The 17,845-nt window shown below is 66.5% G+C and carries 12 protein-coding genes; 3 read left to right on the forward strand and 9 right to left on the reverse strand.

Annotated elements, in window-relative coordinates; translation table 11 throughout:
* Positions 1 to 10 precede the first annotated feature (10 nt).
* The 4 genes from ACX1D0_RS09740 to ACX1D0_RS09755 all read right to left on the reverse strand — a co-directional run bounded on the left by ACX1D0_RS09740 (position 11) and on the right by ACX1D0_RS09755 (position 4,218).
* Positions 11 to 1,498: a tyrosine-type recombinase/integrase gene (locus ACX1D0_RS09740; RefSeq protein WP_459017681.1), complete on the reverse strand. Its 1,488-nt coding sequence runs from the start codon at positions 1,496 to 1,498 to the stop codon at positions 11 to 13.
* A 166-nt stretch (positions 1,499 to 1,664) separates the two neighbouring features.
* Positions 1,665 to 2,654: an IS5 family transposase gene (locus ACX1D0_RS09745; RefSeq protein ID WP_459020358.1), complete on the reverse strand. Its 990-nt coding sequence runs from the start codon at positions 2,652 to 2,654 to the stop codon at positions 1,665 to 1,667.
* A gap of 23 nt (positions 2,655 to 2,677) precedes the next feature.
* Positions 2,678 to 3,121 carry a hypothetical protein gene (locus ACX1D0_RS09750; RefSeq protein ID WP_459017682.1) on the reverse strand — a complete coding sequence of 148 codons (444 nt, stop codon included), beginning with the start codon at positions 3,119 to 3,121 and terminating at the stop codon, positions 2,678 to 2,680.
* A complete protein-coding gene (locus tag ACX1D0_RS09755; protein WP_459017671.1) occupies positions 3,118 to 4,218 on the reverse strand; it encodes a tyrosine-type recombinase/integrase in 1,101 nt (366 codons plus the stop codon). The genes ACX1D0_RS09750 and ACX1D0_RS09755 overlap by 4 nt, the downstream gene beginning before the upstream one ends.
* A 35-nt stretch (positions 4,219 to 4,253) precedes the next feature.
* Here ACX1D0_RS09755 and ACX1D0_RS09760 point away from each other — a divergent pair, with 35 nt between their 5' ends.
* Complete coding sequence (locus ACX1D0_RS09760) at positions 4,254 to 5,147, forward strand: IS3 family transposase (protein ID WP_459017683.1); 894 nt, start codon at positions 4,254 to 4,256, stop codon at positions 5,145 to 5,147.
* A 388-nt stretch (positions 5,148 to 5,535) separates the two neighbouring features.
* Here the strand turns inward: ACX1D0_RS09760 and ACX1D0_RS09765 are convergent, their stop codons facing one another.
* The 4 genes from ACX1D0_RS09765 to ACX1D0_RS09780 form a co-directional block, all read right to left on the reverse strand.
* Positions 5,536 to 6,522, reverse strand: coding sequence for a PIN domain-containing protein (locus ACX1D0_RS09765; protein ID WP_459017684.1), 987 nt, complete (start codon positions 6,520 to 6,522; stop codon positions 5,536 to 5,538).
* Positions 6,519 to 6,902: a helix-turn-helix domain-containing protein gene (locus ACX1D0_RS09770; RefSeq protein ID WP_459017685.1), complete on the reverse strand. Its 384-nt coding sequence runs from the start codon at positions 6,900 to 6,902 to the stop codon at positions 6,519 to 6,521. The genes ACX1D0_RS09765 and ACX1D0_RS09770 overlap by 4 nt, the downstream gene beginning before the upstream one ends.
* A 333-nt stretch (positions 6,903 to 7,235) precedes the next feature.
* Positions 7,236 to 7,529, reverse strand: a complete 294-nt coding sequence (locus tag ACX1D0_RS09775) for an alpha/beta fold hydrolase family protein (RefSeq protein ID WP_459017686.1) — start codon at positions 7,527 to 7,529, stop codon at positions 7,236 to 7,238.
* Positions 7,526 to 7,921: an alpha/beta fold hydrolase gene (locus tag ACX1D0_RS09780; RefSeq protein ID WP_459017687.1), complete on the reverse strand. Its 396-nt coding sequence runs from the start codon at positions 7,919 to 7,921 to the stop codon at positions 7,526 to 7,528. Before ACX1D0_RS09780 ends, ACX1D0_RS09775 begins: the two co-directional genes overlap by 4 nt.
* Before the next feature lie 485 nt (positions 7,922 to 8,406).
* Here ACX1D0_RS09780 and mobF point away from each other — a divergent pair, with 485 nt between their 5' ends.
* Complete coding sequence (gene mobF / locus ACX1D0_RS09785) at positions 8,407 to 14,124, forward strand: MobF family relaxase (protein ID WP_459017688.1); 5,718 nt, start codon at positions 8,407 to 8,409, stop codon at positions 14,122 to 14,124.
* Between the two features lie 72 nt (positions 14,125 to 14,196).
* On the opposite strand, the gene ACX1D0_RS09790 is transcribed toward mobF, so the two are convergent.
* Entirely contained in the window at positions 14,197 to 14,943 is a 747-nt protein-coding gene (locus tag ACX1D0_RS09790; protein ID WP_459017689.1) for a sulfite exporter TauE/SafE family protein, read from the reverse strand.
* 323 nt (positions 14,944 to 15,266) lie between these two features.
* Here ACX1D0_RS09790 and ACX1D0_RS09795 point away from each other — a divergent pair, with 323 nt between their 5' ends.
* Positions 15,267 to 17,813, forward strand: a complete 2,547-nt coding sequence (locus ACX1D0_RS09795) for a sodium-translocating pyrophosphatase (protein WP_459020436.1) — start codon at positions 15,267 to 15,269, stop codon at positions 17,811 to 17,813.
* Positions 17,814 to 17,845 lie beyond the last annotated feature (32 nt).

Here is a 17,845-nt window from a genome sequence, read left to right on the forward strand (position 1 = left end):
GTGATCGGTGTCAAGCGGTGGCTTGATCCAGGCGTTCGAGTAGGCCGGTGTAGACCTCGGCGCGGCGGGTTTGGCCTTTGGCGCAGGCGTCGTCTCGTTGGGCTTGCAGGAGGGGGCGGTGCTCGTGGGTGGTGAAGAACATGGGACAGGTCTCGCAGATGGTTTCGTAGCGGCAATCGAGCTCGACGGGCCGGCGGCAGTAGCCGTTGCCGAGTAGGCGTTTGGCTACCTCGGCGTGGAGGGCGGTCATGGCGGGACCAGCGGCGTCGGCGGGTAGCACGGGTGTGGCGGGCGTGGGTTGGGCCTGGTGGTAGAGGGCTTCGATCTTGCTGGTGACCTGGAAGTACTGGTCGGCGACGGTGCGGTCGCCGATGCGGGCATAGACCATGGTCATGGACAGGTCGGTGTGTCCGAGCAGCGCGGCGATGGCTTCCAGACTCATGCCGCGGTTGATGGCTTGGGTGGCAAGGGTGTGTCGCAGTTGGTGGGGATGGACGTGCCCGATCCCGGCCGTGGTGGCTGCTTTCTGGACGGCCTTGTCGACGCGTGTGGGAGGGATCGGCCGGCCGCGTTCGAGCAGGAGCAGGTCACTGGCCTGCCAGGACGGGCGATTGGCGATCCAGCCGTCGATGAGGGTCTTCAGGGCGGGGTCGAGGGGGATGTAGCGGTCGGTGTGAAGTTTCCCGACTGGGGTGCGTAGCCAGTAGCCGGTGCCGATCTGGACAACGGCGTCGATGCGCAGGCCGAGAAGTTCGCCGCGACGCATGCCGGTGCGGGCCAGGATCTGGACCATCAACCGATCCAGTTCGTCGGGCAACCGGGCGGCTGCGGTCATGAACGCTGCGGCGGCGGCGTCGTGGAGGAACTTCGGCAATGGCCTGTCCAGCCGCGGGCGGTCTTCGCGGAAGACCAGGCCCGTGCGGGGCTGGTCTGGGTAGTCCCACTCGGTGATGCGCGTGAAGAAGGTGTGCAGGTGCCCCATGCGCATTCCCAAGGTGGTCCTCGACAGACCGGGTTGGCCGCGGTATCCGGGACGCTGGTCGAGCCATGCGCGGTAGTCCTCGATGTGGCGGCGCTCAAGCTCGGCGATTCTTGTGACGCCGGGGTGACGAGCGGTCAGGAAGGCGGCGAACTGCCGCAGGGTGGTGTTGAACAAGGTCACCGACGACGGCCGTAGCGAGGCGGAGCACTGCTGCAGGTAGCGGCGCATCGTCTGGGCCATCACCGGGACCTGTGCTGTGATCTGGTCCCAGTCGACCTCGGCGGCGGGGCGGTGGTTCCAGATGCGGCGTAGCTCGGCGCGTTCAGCTTGCCCGCGGTGGAACATCACCGCGTCGAGGCCGAACAAGGGCGTCGACAAGGACTTGTGGGGCGGGTTGTCATGCAGCGCTAGGGCAGCGTCGAAGAACGCAGCGCGTGCAGGTTGGTAGGTTGCGGCCGTCAGCTGTTCCGGCGCCAGCCCGGAGACCACGCAGATCCGGGCCAGATGTGACCACATCCGCTGGCATTGTCGAAGGATCCGCTGATCATTTGGGGCATCCGTCCGGGGGTGGGCTTGACGGTGGCTGTGGGGCCGCCGGTGGGGCCGGTGAGGGCCGGTTGCTTGCCCTCCGGCCCTTGTTCAGGGCCCTTTTCTGCGGTTCTGGGCAGGCTGCCGCCAGGGGCTACCCGGTAGCAGCGGCGGTCTTGAGTCTGGTTTCGATCGTGTTCGCGCGGGCGAGCATCAGCAGGTTCGCCGAGGCCATCGCGACCTGGAGCTGGTTCAGGTTCTTCGCCAGCCCGCGGTAGCGGGTCTTGGACAGCCCGAAGTCCCGCTTCACGATCAGGAACACGTGCTCCACCTTCGCCCGCACCGACGCCTTCCTCGACTCGAGTCGCTGCTCGTGAGGGTGCATCGCTCTCCACGTGCCCTGCCGGGCAGCGACCCGCCACTCGACGTGTGACAGGTGGTCGTCGCCGCGGATCTCGGGGCGTTTCGTCACACCCGAATAGCCGGCGTCGGCGTAGACGACCTGGTCATCCTCGCGCACCAGATGGGTGATCTGGTCCAGGTCGTGCACGTTGGCTGCTGTCGCGGTCACCGAGTGCACTAGACCCGTGCCGGCATCGACCCCGGCGTGGGCCTTCATCCCGAAGTACCACTGGCGCCCCTTCCTGGTCTGATGCATCTCGGGATCCCGGGTGCCGGTGGCGTTCTTCGTCGACGAAGGTGCGGCGATGATCGTGGCATCCACGATGCTCCCGCCACGCATGACCAGACCGTCGGCCTCCAGCCGGGCGTTCAACGCGGAGAACATCGCCTCACCCAGCTGGTGCTCCTCCAGCAGGTGCCGAAAATGCAGCAGGGTCGTGGCGTCAGGGACCTGCCTGGTAGCGAAGTCCACACCCATGAACTTGCGCATCGCGTACGAGTCGTTGATCTGATCTTCCACGCCTTCGTCGGAGAGGTGGAACCACACCTGCAGCAGGTACATCCGCAGCATCGTCTCGAGCGGTATCGGCCGCCTGCCGCGGGTCTTGTTGTAGTAGTGCGGCTCGATCAGCTTGACCCAGTCCGCCCACGGCACCACCGCGTCCATCCGCTTGAGGAACTCCTCCCGCTTCGGGACCCGGCGACGCTGACCGTACTCGACCTCAGACAAACTCGGCTGCAACTCATCCACAACCAGCATTCTACCTAGCCAACACGCCATTCACCGGCCAAACACCCACCGACTGCGCATCCACCGACAAACCAGGCTGGCCCATTAATCAGCGGTTCCCGAAGGCTGAAGCCCAGCTCTGTGGCCTGGGCGGTGAAGCGTTGGTGCTGCTCGGGATAGGCATCTTGGACGTAGATGCCCCAGTGGCAGCCCGACTGCGCCACGAACGCCGCATCAACCGGGGTCTGGGTGGCGATCACGGCATGCGCGGCAAAGGACATGACCTCGGTGCGAACCTGACGTCGTTGCTGGATGCTGGCCGACCTCCAACCCTCGAGGTCGCCGAACAAGCGGGCGAAGCGCGCCGCCGCTAGCCGACGGCCCTTACGGACGGCCGCAGCTGCGCCGCCGGCGATGTAGGCGTCGATCACCTCACCCAAGACGGGGCTGACACTCTGGTGCTCGGCCGGGACGCTCATGGTTCGCTCCTGGTGATCGGTGGGTAGATGTCGGCCAACACGCTCATCGCGTCGCGATACTGATCGGCGAGCCAGTCATTGGACAGGTGCAGATAGATCCGGGTGGTTTCCAAGTTCGCGTGTCCGGCCTGGGCCTGGATCGCCTCCAACGCCATCCCGGCCTCCCGCAGCCGGGTGAAGCACGTGTGCCGCAACTCGTGACAGGTCGCATGACGTAACCCGGCTCGGCGGCGGGCGCCGGCCAGGACCTCGTCTAGCCCGGCCGGGCTCAACGGCCGGCCCCGGCGAGGGCCCTTCAACACCACGAACACCAGCTCCGGATCAGAACCCGCGGGGCGCTCCGTGGCGAGATAGTCGGCCAGCTGGATGAAGAAGGCCTCGACGACCGGGACGATGCGTTCGTGGCCGCCCTTGCCCTGATGGACGAACACGCGCTGGTCACCCAGCTGCATGTCACTCAAGCGCAGACCCAACACCTCGCAGCGCCGGAGCCCGGCGTGCAACATCAGCGTCACCATGGCCCGGTCCCGCTGCGTGCGCAACGCCGCCATCAACGCCGCTGCCTCGCCCGGCGACAGGACCTGCGGCAGGCGCTTCGGGGCCCGGATCAGCGGCGAGCCCCGCAAGGAGCGGGACCGCGGCGACATCGACCGCGGGACCGGTTGCCGCTCACACAACCCCCGCGCGACCAGATAGTCGAACACCGACGACACCGTCGCCAGCCGACGCTTGATCGTCGAGGCAGCCAAGCCCTGCTCGCCATCGGCCAACCGGACCACGTTGCCGCCATGACGAGGAGCCCGCTGCTGCTCAATGAACGCCAGCACGTCCGCCGTGGTCACCGCCAGCGGTGCTTTCCCCACCACCTCGAAGAACACCTTGATGTCGAAAGCCTGCGCCAGTACGGAATTTGGGCGCAAGCGGGCTGCCGTGAACCGCAGATACTCATCCAGCAACTGCTCGCCGATCGTGGGCGCGGCCCCATCGATGAAATCCAGATGCGGCTCGAAACGCTCCATCACCAGCCCCCGCCCAGACGTCGATGGCCCCATCGTCGCCGTCACGTCGGCTGCCCGCTGCATCAGGGTCGAGATCACCTACATATCAAGCCCTTCTTCGCCAGGACGCAACCGTGACCGACAAGTTCACGCTGATCCACGCGGAGAAGGCCACCCACTCGGTCGAGTTGATGACCCGCCTGCTGCACGTGTCACGCGCCGGTTACTACTCGTGGGTGAAGCGACGCGACACCCCGAGCCCGGCGGCGACCCGACGGGCGGAGGTGACCGCTGCGGTGATCGACAGCCACACCGCCTCCAATGGCGTCAACGGGCACCGCCGGGTGCGCGCTGACCTGACCGCCGACGGCGTGCCCGCCTCGGAGGGGATGGTGCGCTCGATCATGCGCCAGGCCGGGATCGCCGGCATCCAACCGCGGACGAAGAAACGCACCACGATCCCCGCCGACGACGCCGAACAGCACCCTGACCTGGTCAAACGCGACTTCACCGCCGACACGCCAGGGACCAAGCTGGTCGGTGACATCACCTACCTGCGCGCTGGCGAGGGGTGGCTGTTCCTGGCCACCGTGATCGATCTCCACTCCCGGATGGTGGTCGGCTGGGCAATGGCCGAGCACATGCGCACCGAACTGATCAGCGCCGCTCTGCGGATGGCCCACACCCACGGACACCTCGCCCCTGGAGCGATCTTCCACTCGGACCGCGGATCTCAGTACACCTCCGCCGACTACGCCGCCGTCGCCGCCCAACTCGGGGTGCTGTTGTCGGTCGGGCGGACCGGATCGTGCCACGACAACGCGGTGGCCGAATCGTGGTTCTCGATGCTGAAGAACGAGATGTACCACCGGCACAGGTTCGCGACCCGAGCCCAAGCCAGGCTCCACGTCATGCAGTACATCGAGGTGTTCTACAACCGACGCCGCCGCCACTCCACCCTCGACTACCAAACCCCAGCCGCGGTCCACGCCGCTGCCCACCAACCTCAGACCGCAGCCGCGGCCTGACCAACAAAACACCTGTCCACGAAACTTGACACAGCCCATACGTGAGCAGTACGACGCTCTGGGCTGCCTCGCGGTCCACGGTCCAGTGCCCAGACACGAAGCCGGGGAACTCCCGAAGACCCGGAATGATCATCTGCTCGAGTGCCTTCCGCTGCTCCGCCTCCCGGTTTAGGTTCATGCGGAACGAGGCCAAGGTTGCGTGCGACGGTCCACTCATGGACAACAGGATGCCCTCGCTCTGCGCCCACCGCCAGGGCCTTGGTGCGGGGGATGTCCACCTCGGGTTGCGATGGTTCGCAGCGAACCGCTGGGCGGGACAGTGAGGTCCCACATAGCCGGTGGATTGCACGGCGATGCACTCCTTTGCCGCTGTCGGGCTAAGCGACGCCTACGCCAGAATGTCACGAGCGCTGAGGATCTGGGGTCCCAGCCCCCATGCCCGCCACGTGCCGTCTTCAAGTCGCAGCATCGTGAGGAAGACCATAGGTGTGACGAACGAGGCGAACGATTGAACCGCGGTGGGGGCTTCTGGGACGAACCGCATGACCGCCACACGATCTGGAGCGTCAACAAGCTGGATCACCCGTGAAGCCAGCCCTCTTCCCTTGAGGAGGTCACGCGCCCGTTGGTAGTCGCCCCAAACCGTTGGGTCATAAGTCAGAAGTCGCACGGCTTCGGCGTCAGCCGACAACGCTGTCCACCATAGGAAAGCGACCTGGGCCGGGTTCGTCAGATCTCCGAGTGCCCCGAGGGCGGCAAGCGCTTCGTCCTCGGCGGCCGGGATGAGTGCCGCCACGGGCGACTCATCCTGTCCCTCGGTAGCGAGGGCATCGTGGGCGAGTGTGGCGAACGTCGGTACCGTTGCGGTCAGGGCCGCGAGGTACTGGGTGATGCTCATAGTGGGCTGGCGGTACCGGGCTACGTCCAAGCGAAGGGCGTCCAGTACCTCTTGGCGGTGCTCGGCGAGCAGCAACGACAGGAACCTGTCAGGGTGCTGAATGGACACCCCATGGGGCTCGGCCGAGGCCGGGGGGAAGTCCTTCAGGTTGAACGTCAGCAGGACGTCTGCGCCCCCTGCGATGGCCGCGGCCAGCACATGGCGGTCCTTAGGGTCGCACGTGAGCCGGTGAATCAAGTCGTCGTAACCGTCCACCGATGCTTCTTCGTCAAAGGCATCCCGCATCGCGGCCACACGCTGCTTCGCCCGATCAGGGGTCATCAGCTTGAGCTTCGGCAGGTTCCGTTCTACCTCATCCAGGATCTCGTCGGACCACAGCGGAGTCAGCAGCCCAGCCTCAGCCAGGGACAGCAGGCACGAAGTCAGCCGAATGGGCACCAACGTGCACGCATCCAGCAGCACGACGGGGCCACTCATCGAGTGCGGATCACCTCGTCAGCAGGAGTGCCGAAATCGACGTCCTGAGCCAGCCTCCCCAACGCAGCACGACGCTTCGACGTCCGCTCCCGCAGGTACCGATCGACCTCCGATGCTCGGACCTTGCGATGCGTGCCGGCCCCGGCTGCCTCGATAGTCCCTTGATCGATGAGTCGGACGACCGTCATCCGGCTTACGCCCAGGTGATCCGCGACGGCCTGGGTGCTGAGCAATTCGTCAGAAGGAAGAACCACCGCCCCCGGGGACGTCTCCAACACCTCCAGGAGACGCAGAAATGGCTCACGCGCTGACATGTCCTCTACCGCCTCCAAGGCGGCATGCAACTGACGTGCTTGATCCGCAGCCAACATTCCAGTCATGCATCCAGGCTAGCCGAAACGCACAAAACGCACAAGATTACCGATGTGCGGCCGCGGTCACCCGGGTGTGAGCCACCTTCGGAGAGGACGGCGCAGTCCTTGCTTTAGCGCTCGCTCATGCTGCGCTGAGTCGATCGCCATCGTGGCCAAGCGTGCATGGGCGTTGATGTCGGGAAGGTCTGCGGGATGCTGACTCTGCTGCTGTTTGGGTGATCATCTCGGCGTTCGTCATTGCCCTGGCGGAGAGCCCCACCCACGCGCATCGTGAGGGGATCCGCAGGTGGGGTCATCATCCAACCCTGGTGATGACTGGCCATGCTGGCGTGCCTACAGTTAGGTGGCCCCTTCCAAGGTGGCTCGTAACAGGGCGTTGAAGGGCTCACCCGTGAACTGGGCCGCGTGACCGGCGCCCTTGACGACGGCGCGTTGCGCCCCCACCCGACCGGCCAACTCATCGCGGATGGCAGCGAAGATGTCCCTGTGCCCACCAGATACGACCACGATGGGAAAGTCCGCCGCAGCGAGCTCAGGTACCGGGGTTGGCACTTCCCACGGGGCCGCTCCTGTCAAGAGTGCGACGGCCGCCTTACGCAGCCCCTCCGGCAGCGGATCGGGGATCTGGCTCACCTCTGCCGGATCATTACCGAAGAACACCAGGAACTGACGCAAGAAGTGCTCGGGATCTCGCTGCTCGACAGCAATGCATCGTAGCCGGTGATGAACGCCTCGACGTGTGCTCGACCCCGCATCAGGTCGAAAGCCACCGGCTCGATCAGGACGAGGCTCTTCACGGCCTGCGGGTTGCGTGCGGCAGCCAGCATCGCGAGCAACCCGCCCATGGAGTAGCCGACCAGATGTGCGCCGTCCCCCAGCAGGCCACTGATGGTGACTGCATCGGCGAGCTGATCATCCGGAGCGTCGGGCGCCGATAGCACATAGCCCTGCCGATCAGGGAGGACTAGATCGTACGTCGCAGACAGGGCCCCCTGCTGCGCCCAGGTCTCCTGGCCACCGGTCACCCACTGTGAACCAACACGATGACATCACGGGCAGGATCCAACGACCGGTTGACGCCCATGAGCAGTCCTTTCTTGATCCCTGGCACACGCGCTTGTTGCAGCAGCCGACGATAAGGATCGACATTCGCGCACAACCAGGGCTCCATCATGTTCCCCAAGCGTGCACGTATGTCAGGGCGTGGCACGACAACGTGTGAAACCCCGCTGCGGAGAGCGAGACCACCATGGGTGTCGGCCCCGACCACATCACTCACCTCAGCAACCCGTGGCTCCCTTCCCGTGGACCGGTCAACAGCACGAAGGACTGCCTCCGTCGCCGGCCGACATCAGCCGAGCCCCCGCCTCGCTCGGACTCCCAGCTACGCTCTGCCGCGTCCTTCCCCGCGCTGCCTCGACAAGCCCATACCCCCCTCCCTTGATGTAGAACACACCTCTTGCACGACGGTTCGCGCTGTGGCTGGGGCGAGTGCGGGTTCTTAGGGGGTATGACGGCGTCACTGCACAAGCTGACGGCCGGGTCGGGCTATGACTACCTGACCCGGCAGGTCGCTGTCCAAGACTCCACGGAGAAGGGTCACGCGTCGCTGACGTCGTACTACACCGAGAAGGGAGAGGTCCCCGGACGCTGGGTCGGCGCCGGCCTCAAGGCGCTGGAGATGGAGCCTGGGAGCCCGGTGTCGGAGGTGCAGATGCGGGCATTGTTCGGGGCGGGGAACCATCCCGATATGGAGGCCCGACTCTCCGCCCTCCCGAAGGGCGCCACCGTCGAGCAGATCCGCCGCGCGGCGCGGCTGGGGTCGCCGTTCAGGGTGCATGAGGCGGCCACAGTGTTTCAGCAGGCGGTCGCGATCCGGTGTAGCCAATGGGCCGCCGCCAACGGTCTCGGAAGTGACGCCTCGGTGCCTGTCGATGTGCGGGCAGGGATCCGCAACGAGCTCGCCAGAGCCGGCTTTCAGCAGCGGATGGGCAGGGCTCCGAGCAGTCTGGAGCTGTCCTCGGAGGTGGCGCGGTTGACGCGGAATGCGACGACGGCGTGTGCGGGGTTCGATGTGACGTTCACGCCGGTGAAGTCGGTCTCAGCCTTGTGGGCGGTCGCGCCACAGCCGATGGCAGCTCAGATTGAGGAGGCCCACAACGCCGCCGTCGCCGACGCCCTGGCCTACCTCGAGCAGCGGGTGCTGTACTCGCGGCGCGGCGCTGGTGGGGTGCGTCAGGTCGAGGTGACCGGCCTGATCGCAGCCGCGTTCACGCACCGGGACTCGCGCGCGGGGGATCCGAATCTGCACACCCATGTCGCGATCGCGAACAAGGTCCAGACCCTGGATGGGGCGTGGTTGGCGATCGACGGGCGGCCCTTGTTCGCGGGGATGGTGAGCGTCTCGGAGGTGTACAACACGCAGCTGGAAGCCCACCTCACTACCCGTCTGGGTCTCCGTTTCGCTCCGGATCTGACCCGGGATCCGGCGAAGCGACCGGTCCGGGAGATCGTCGGCGTCCCGGAGCAGTTGCGTGAGGCGTGGTCCAGCCGGAGGGCCGCGATCGTGGCCCGTCAGGCCGAGCTCGCCGTCGACTTCCAGCACGATCATCATCGCCCGCCGACACCTGCCGAGGCGATCGCGTTGGCGCAGCAGGCCACGTTGGAGACCCGTCAGGCCAAGCACGAACCCCGCACCCTGACCGAGCAGCGGACCACCTGGGCAGCCCAAGCGACCGCGGTGCTCGGCGTCGACGGCGTGACGCGCATGCTCGCCGACGTGCACGCCGCGGGCCGCGCGCCGGGGCCGGCGGCGACGGCGGAATGGGTGGACTCGGTGGCCGACGAGATGGTGACAAGGATGGGTCTGTCGCGGGCGTCGTGGACGGTGTGGCACCTGCAGGCCGAAGCTTCCCGGAGGGCCAGGGAACGCGCCACCAGTCCCGAACAAGCCGCCCAGCTCACCGCCGAGCTGCTGGCTGCGGCGACCGATCGCTGTGTCGCGTTGGAGGGGTGGGTCGATCCGATCAGCGACCCGCAGGTCCTGCGCCGCACGGACGGGGAATCGGTGTACACCACCGTCGGGAGCCGGCGGTTCACGTCCACCGCCGTGATCGAAGCCGAACAGACCATCACCAACGCCGCGACACTGCTGGATGGCCGGACAGCGAGCGAGGCGGACGTGTCGCTGGCGCTGCTGTCCTCCACCGCCAATGGCATCACTCTCACCGCTGGACAGATCGCCTTGGTGCGTCAGATGGCCACCAGCGGACGCCGGGTCCAGCTCGCCCTCGCCGCCGCCGGATCCGGGAAAACCACCGCCCTCGCAGCCCTGGCCCACGCATGGCAGGACGGCGGAGGAACCGTCATGGGGCTCGCCCCCTCCGCCATCGCAGCACGCCTATTGGCAGACCACGTCGGCCACGCCACCACCCTGGCAAAGGTCGCCTGGGACCTCCACCACAACCACAACGATGTCCACTCCACGATCGGACCTGACACGCTGATCATCATCGACGAAGCTGGGATGGCTGATACACCCACCCTGGCGGCGGTGATCGGAGTGGCGATGGCGCGTGGGGCGTCGGTGCGGTTGATCGGGGATGATCAGCAGCTCGCCGCCGTCGGCGCCGGCGGGGTGCTGCGCGACATCGACCACACCCACGGCGCCGTCCACCTCACTGAGGTCATGCGGTTCGCTGACACCGCGGAAGCAGCCGCCTCCCTCGCGCTGCGTGACGGCCGACCCGAGGCTCTTGGCTTTTACCTCGACCAGCAGCGGATCCATGCCGGCTCGGACGAAAGCGTCCTCCGCGACGCCCTCAACGGCTGGCAGACCGACCGCGCGGCCGGCCTTGACACGGTGATGCTGGCCGGCACCCGCGACCAGGTCACCCAACTCAACCAATGGGCCCGCGAACACCGCCTCACCGCCACCGGCAGCCACATTGAGGGTCCCGTCGCCGCGCTGTCAGACGGGAACCTCGCCTCCGTCGGGGACGTCATCGTCACCCGACTCAACGACCGTCGACTCTCCGTCAGCGCCACCGACTGGGTCAAGAACGGCGACCGCTGGACAGTCACCGCCGTCACCACCACCGGAGCAATCCACGCAGTTCATCGTCTCTCCGGATCCCGGATTCAACTACCCCCCACCTACGTCACCCAAAGCGTGGAGCTGGGCTACGCGGTGACCGTCCACGGCGCCCAAGGCATCACCGTCGACACCACCCACACCGTCCTCACCGGCGCCGAAACCCGGCAGCAGTTGTATGTGGCGATGAGCCGCGGACGCCGGTCGAACCATGCCTATGTGGAGGTGGTCGACGGCGGCGGGGAGAACTCCCCCATCCACCCCACCACCCTGCGACCAGTCACCGCCGGCGACATCCTCGAATCCATCCTTGCCCGCGACGGATCCTCCAGATCCGTCATCACCGAAACCCGGCACGCCGTCGACCCCTACACCCGCCTCGGCCAGGCGGTGGCCCGCTACACCGACGCGCTGAGCGTCGCCGTCGAACACCTCAACACCCACGCCGCACGCGAGCTGGATCGGAATGCCGACGAGGTCGTCGATCAGCTCACCTCTAGCGCGGCGTGGCCCACCCTCCGGGCCCACCTCCTCCTGCTCTCGGCCGCCAGCGAGACGTCCCCTTCACCGCTCCAGCTGCTCCGCGATGCTGTGGATGCGCGCGAACTGTCAACTGCCCAGGATCCGGCGGCAGTCCTGACCTGGCGACTCCCCCACCCCGACACAACGGGGCCACTCCCCTGGCTCACCGGCATCCTGGAGACACTCGCTCACCACGACCAGTGGGGCCCCTACCTCGCCGCCCGGGCCTCCCAGGTCCGTGATTTCGCCGCCGAAGTCCGAGACGCCACAGCTGCCATCGGGCGCCCGGTGTGGGCGTTGCCGGGGCAGACGTTGACCTCGTCGAGCGTGACCGAGGTGGAGGTGTGGCGCGCCGCCTGGCAGGTCGAACGATCCGACCGACGACCCACCGGACCCGCTCAACTCGGCGCAGCCGCACACCACTGGCAAACACACCTCACCGACCGGCTCCGCCCCGCCCACCCCGTCGCGATCTGGACCAACCTCCTGCTCGACATCCGCCCCGACCTCCCCCGCGACCCCTACACCCCCGTGCTCGCCCACCGCCTCGCCTCCCTCCACAACACAGGCGTACCGATCACCGAACACCTCGCCGCAGCCGTCGCCGACGGACCGCTGCCCGCAGAGCAGCCCGCAGCCGCGCTGTGGTGGCGCCTCAGCCGACACATTGCTACCGCGGACGCGCCCACAATGCCTGCTTGGGAGGGGTCGCTCGTCGAGCGTCTCGGCTACGAAGCGACGGCCGATCTGGAAGCCAGCCCCTGGTGGCCACACCTCGCTGCCGCCATCACCCACGGCACCGACCAGGGCCTCCACATCGACGACTTGATCGCTCCCGTGGCGGATGTGTCCGGGTTCGATGATGCGTGTCAGGCGATCCTGTGGCGCGCCCACCACCTCACCGAAACCAACACCGCACTGGTCGACGAGGACGGGTTTGAGGCGCCTCCGCATCCCGACGAGCTGCCGCCCGACGGGATCGATGAGATCGACTGGTCCACGCGCACCGCCGACCTCGCCGAAGCCGCCCGGTTACGGGAGCGCACCGACCCCGATTGCAGCGAGGTCGAGCTGCGGCAAGCATTCGCAGCAGCCGACCGCTGGGCCGACGAACCCCACACCCCGGAGCGCCTCGCCCAGGTCACCCAGGCCGCAGCCGGGTTCTTCGAGGTCCAGCTGCCCGGGAGCTGGAGCCACAGCTACTTCGCGCAGCGGTTCGGGCAGGATCTCGCCGGCGACCCCCGATTCAGGGTCGGTCACGCGCCAGCCGGCTGGACCAGCCTCGTCACGGACCTCCGGAAGCGGGGGTTCACCACCGCCGAGCTACTGGCGGCCGGAGTGGCCACCACCACCCGGCAGGGCAACGTGATCGATCGATTCCGCGACCGAGCCATCCTCCCCATCACCCACGACGGCGTCATCGTCGGGTTCGTCGGCCGACGCCACCCCGACGCCGACGACGACCACGGCCCGAAGTACCTCAACAGCCCCGCCAGCCCACTGTTCGCCAAGCGCGACGTGCTCTACGGCCACCGCCACCTCACCCACGATGCTGTGCCAGTCATCGTGGAAGGGCCAATGGACGCGATCGCGGTCACCCTCGCCGGCCGAGGCGCCTTCATCGGCGTCGCACCACTCGGCACCGCCTTCACCCCCGAACAGGCTCTACTGCTGCGCGGCGGGGTCACGCCGGTGATTGCAACCGACTCCGACAACGCCGGCCACGTCGCAGCCGAGAACGCCTTCTGGCTGCTGGCCCAGCACCGCCACGACCCCCACCGCCTACTCCTTCCCGCGGGCAGCGACCCGGCACAGCTCTTCGAACAGCACGGACCCGACGCCCTCCACGACGCCCTCACCAATGCCACCACCGCCCAGGCGCAGCTGATGCTCCGCGACCGCGCCACCTTCCTCAACCCCATCGAAGCTGGCCGCCAGATCGCCGACATCATCGCCGCCCGCCCCGCCACCACCTGGGGCGACGAACTGCACCTCGTCCCGGAGGAGCAGACCCGATACCTGGTGGCGCGGGTCAACGCCTGGACCACCACACCCACCTCAGCCGCCGACCAAGCCAAGGAGCAGACCCGGGCCATGCGACAACGCCTCGACCAGCCCTCCACTGAACGCTGGCAGCAGTGGGCCGACACCACCGGCCTCGCCGGGACGCCGGAGTGGCCATCGATAGCTGCCAGGCTCGACGAGCTACACCACGCCGGCGCCGACACCAACCTACTGGCCCGACGCCTCGCCAGGGTCCCCGCCGCCGTGGTCACAGCAACCCTGGCCCAACACAAGCCCGGTGGTCGGGTGGAGATCGACTGGCGCCCCTGGGCCGCCGGCGTCAACAGCGACCTCCTTGCACCGAACAGTTGGGACAGCGTCACTTCCCAGCTGACGCACCTCCAAACGTGTGGCGCCGACCTCGAGGCGCTCGCTCGCTCCCTCATGGGCTGCTCAGCTGATCGGATCACGACCACCCTGCTGAGGGTCCTGAGGCATCACCTCGGCCCATCCCTAGAGCTCACCCCGACACGGGATCCAGAGAAGCGTGTCAGCCCTAGGATCATCGAACGGTCGACTGGCTCCGGGCCACCACGGCCCAGTCGGTAGTAGATGCTGTGCGCGAGATTTGGGCGGGGCAGACGACTGGGCGGCGATGACGACGCACCACCGACGACCATGTCAGCCGAGCAGAAGGTATAGAGCGGTCAGCGCCACGAAGACGGTCACCAGCCGGTCGAACGTCGGTTGATCAATGCGCCGGATGATCAACCTGCCCACCCATGTCCCAAGCAGGACCGCTGGCGCAAGAGCGAAGGCCAACACCGCAGTGTCGGCCCGCACGATGCCGAGCCCGATAGAGACTGGGAGCTTTGTCAGGTTGACAGCGAAGAAGAACCAGGCAGTTGTCCCGAGGAACCTCCACTTGTCGTACTTGGCGGCGAGCAGATACAGGTTCATGGGAGGTCCGCCTGCGTTCGCGACCATGGTGGTGAAACCCGCCAGCGACCCGTAGGACCTGGCCACAGCCGGCCGGTGCGGAGCCAACCTGTCCGACCACCGTCCCAGCACGAGCAGACTGACCAGGATCGCTCCGATCGTCCGCTTCAACAATGGGCCGTCCACCCAGCTCAGAAACAAGGCCCCGAGCCCGATACCGATGAGCACCGGCACCACCAACCGACCGATCAAACGCCAGTCGACGTTACGACGATACGTCCAGATCGCCACCATGTCACCCACCAAGAGCAGCACCAGGACGACCCCCGTCGAGTCCTTCGTCGGGATCACTAACGCAGCCAGGACAACCGCGATCATCGCCACTCCCCCGATCGCGGTCTTCGCAAAGCCGATGAGCAGCCCGCAGATAAGCAAGATCAGCCACTCCGCCAGCGAGACAGTAGCCAGGACATGCACCCATTCGGTCATGCCCGGTACACGCTCCCAAGTCCCCGCTGCTTCTCCACCGAACATATCTCCATGGACGCCACCCATCACTAAGTTCGACCCTCCGGCTGGTTGGCACGCCGCCACCCCACGCCCGTTCGAACAAGTTAGCACGGGGTGGACACATTGCTCATTGCATGAGATGTACTCTTGTCTTGTCTACGACCCGACGTCGTAGATGCGTGGCGGTCGCTCTGCACACGGTGACACGTGGACGACGCCAACCCACAGAACCTTCAAAGGAAGACATCGTGACGAATCCCTCGCTCGTTACCCAACCCGCCACAGGGAGGCCGCGCGGATTCATGCGCGCGGCCCTCTACGGCGCGTTCGGGCTCCTGACTCTGGCTCTGGCCGCGTGCTCGGGTGGCCCGGCTGAGCCCGCCGAAACCGGCTCCCACACCTCCGAGTTCGACCTGCCGCTGCCCGACCTGCACGCGGTCACGTTCTTCGGCGGGACCATCAGCGGCTGGTGGCTCCTCATGGTCGGCATGCTGATCTGTGTGGCCGGATTCGTGTTCGGGATCCTCAGCTACATCAAGCTGAAGAACCTCCCCGTCCACTCGTCCATGCGGGACGTGTCCGAGCTGATCTACGCCACGTGCAAGGCCTACCTCCTGCAGCAGGGCAAGTTCCTGATGTTGCTGTTCGCGTTCATCGGTGCCGTGATCTTCGTCTACTTCGGGTTCCTCAACACCACCGGCGGCTGGGCCCGGGTGTTCATCGTGCTGGGGTTCGCGATCATCGGCATGCTGGGTTCCTATGCCATCGCCTGGTACGGCATCCGGCTGAACACGTTCGCCAACTCGCGGACCTCGTTCGCCGCCTTGGAGGGCAAGCCGTTCAAGGTCTACGACATCCCGATGCGCTCGGGCATGAGCGTGGGCATGGTGCTGATCTCGACCGAACTCATCATGATGCTGGCCATCCTGATGTTCGTGCCGGCCGACATCGCCACCGCCTGCTTCCTCGGCTTCGCGATCGGTGAGTCGCTGGGCGCCTCGGCGTTGCGTATCGCCGGCGGTATCTTCACCAAGATCGCCGACATCGGTTCGGACCTGATGAAGATCGTGTTCAAGATCGGCGAGGACGACCCGCGTAACCCCGGCACCATCGCAGACTGCGTGGGCGACAACGCCGGAGACTCCGTCGGCCCCTCCGCGGATGGCTTCGAGACCTACGGCGTCACCGGCGTCGCGCTGATCACCTTCATCCTGCTCGGCGTCCAGGCGGACCTGCAGGCCCACTTCCTGATCTGGATCTTCTTCATCCGCGCGATCATGCTGGTGGCCTCGGCGCTGTCCTACTTCGGCAACGCGATGTGGGCCAAGTCGAAGTTCGGCGACGCCGACGAGATGGAATTCGAGACCCCGCTGACCTCGCTGGTGTGGCTCACCTCGATCGTGTCCATTGTCCTGACCTTCATCATGTCGGCCATCCTGATCCCCGACGTCGGCGGCGACACCACCCTGTGGTGGAAGCTCTCACTGATCATCTCCTTCGGCACCCTGGCCGGCGCGGTCATCCCCGAGCTGGTCAAGGTCTTCACCGGCGTCCGCGCCAAGCACGTCCAGGAGGTCGTGAAGTCGGCCAAGGAAGGCGGCGCCTCCCTCGACATCCTCTCCGGCCTGGTCGCCGGAAACTTCTCGGCCTACTGGCTGGGCATCGCGATCGTGTCCCTGATGGCAGGCGCCTACGGCGTCTCCACGCTGATCGAACCCGGCGCGATGGTCGACGGCGTGGTCACCGGCGGCGTCATGCTCGTCCCGGGCGTGTTCGCGCTGGGCCTGGTGGCCTTCGGTTTCCTGGGCATGGGCCCGGTCACCATCGCCGTGGACTCCTACGGCCCGGTCACCGACAACGCACAGAGCGTCTACGAGCTGTCCCAGATCGAATCGCTCCCCGGCATCCGCGAGGAGCTCGAGCGCGACTACAGCATCACCCCCAACTTCGAACGGGCCAAGTACCTGCTCGAGGCCAACGACGGCGCCGGCAACACCTTCAAGGCCACGGCCAAGCCCGTTCTGATCGGTACCGCAGCGGTGGGCGCCACCACGATGATCTTCTCCATCATCATGGGGCTGACCTCCGGTCTGACCACCAACGTCGAGAACCTGTCCCTGCTGCACGTGCCGTTCCTGCTGGGCCTGATCACCGGCGGCGCGATCATCTACTGGTTCACCGGCGCCTCCATGCAGGCCGTCACCACCGGGGCATTCCGCGCAGTGGAGTTCATCAAGGCCAACATCGACCTTGAAGGCACCACCAAGGCCTCCGTCGAAACCTCCCGCAAGGTGGTGGAGATCTGCACCCAGTACGCCCAGAAGGGCATGTTCAACATCTTCCTGGGGATCTTCTTCGCCACCCTCGCGTTCGCCTTCGTCGAGCCGTACTTCTTCATCGGCTACCTGATCTCGATCGCCATCTTCGGGCTCTACCAGGCCATCTTCATGGCCAACGCCGGTGGCGCCTGGGACAACGCGAAGAAGATCGTCGAGGTGGACCTGCAGGCCAAGGGCACCGAACTCCACGACGCCAGCATCGTCGGCGACACCGTCGGCGACCCGTTCAAGGACACCTCCTCGGTGGCCCTCAACCCGGTCATCAAGTTCACCACCCTGTTCGGCATGCTCGCGATCGAGCTCTCGATCATCATCGGCAACCCCGCCATCAACGCCGTCCTCGCCGTCACCTTCGGCGTGGCCAGCATCTACATGGTGTACCGCTCCTTCTACAACATGCGGATCGACGCACCCATGCTCACCTCCGCGGACTTCGCCTACCTCAAGGAAGACGCGAAGGCAGCGAGGGCCGAGATGGCAGAGAGGGACACCGTCGGCTCCGCCCTCTAGCCGGTCAGTGACAGTGGGCCCCGGGCTGCACC

This window comes from Tessaracoccus pujii (assembly GCF_054483895.1).